This window comes from Shewanella sp. GXUN23E (genome assembly GCF_050865035.1).
Taxonomy (GTDB): Bacteria; Pseudomonadota; Gammaproteobacteria; order Enterobacterales; family Shewanellaceae; genus Shewanella.
This window is the reverse complement of sequence record NZ_JBOZWP010000057.1, coordinates 1-621: the sequence shown is the minus strand read 5'-3', so window position 1 is coordinate 621 and position 621 is coordinate 1. Positions and strand designations below refer to the sequence as shown.

2 tRNA genes and 2 rRNA genes are annotated in these 621 nt (G+C 49.3%); all 4 read right to left on the bottom strand.

Annotated features, from left to right (window positions below):
- Positions 1-116 precede the first annotated feature (116 nt).
- Positions 117-232, bottom strand: a 5S ribosomal RNA gene (gene rrf, locus ACRRUX_RS20590).
- 40 nt (positions 233-272) lie between these two features.
- Positions 273-348: transfer RNA gene (locus ACRRUX_RS20585), tRNA-Thr, on the bottom strand.
- A gap of 9 nt (positions 349-357) precedes the next feature.
- Positions 358-473 (bottom strand): 5S ribosomal RNA (gene rrf / locus ACRRUX_RS20580).
- Between the two features lie 31 nt (positions 474-504).
- A tRNA-Val gene (locus ACRRUX_RS20575) sits at positions 505-580 on the bottom strand.
- Positions 581-621 lie beyond the last annotated feature (41 nt).

Genomic DNA, 621 nt, shown 5'->3' with positions numbered 1-621 from the left:
GACTGAACTTTAATGCGGAATGGTACAAACAGGTTTGATGAAATCCTGAACAGGTTTGATGAAAGCCAAAAACGCAAAAAGGCCACCCGCAAGGGTGGCCTCTTCACTTATTAGGCGCTTGGCAATGACCTACTCTCACATGGGGAAACCCCACACTACCATCGGCGCGACTGAGTTTCACTTCTGAGTTCGGAATGGGATCAGGTGGGACCACAGTGCTATTGTCACCAAGCAAATTTTGTTATCGTCATTTAGTGCCTGACGATGAATAATGGTGCTGATACCCAGAATCGAACTGGGGACCTCATCCTTACCAAGGATGCGCTCTACCGACTGAGCCATATCAGCAAAATTGGCGCTTGGCGATGACCTACTCTCACATGGGGAAGCCCCACACTACCATCGGCGCGACTGCGTTTCACTTCTGAGTTCGGAATGGGATCAGGTGGGACCACAGTGCTATTGTCACCAAGCAAATTCTTTAATTCGGAAAGCTGTAAGAAATGGTGGTCGCTACTGGGATCGAACCAGTGACCCCCTCCTTGTAAGGGAGGTGCTCTCCCGGCTGAGCTAAGCGACCGGTATTCTTTTCTGTATGAGTTCGACTTTAATCAAGTCTTG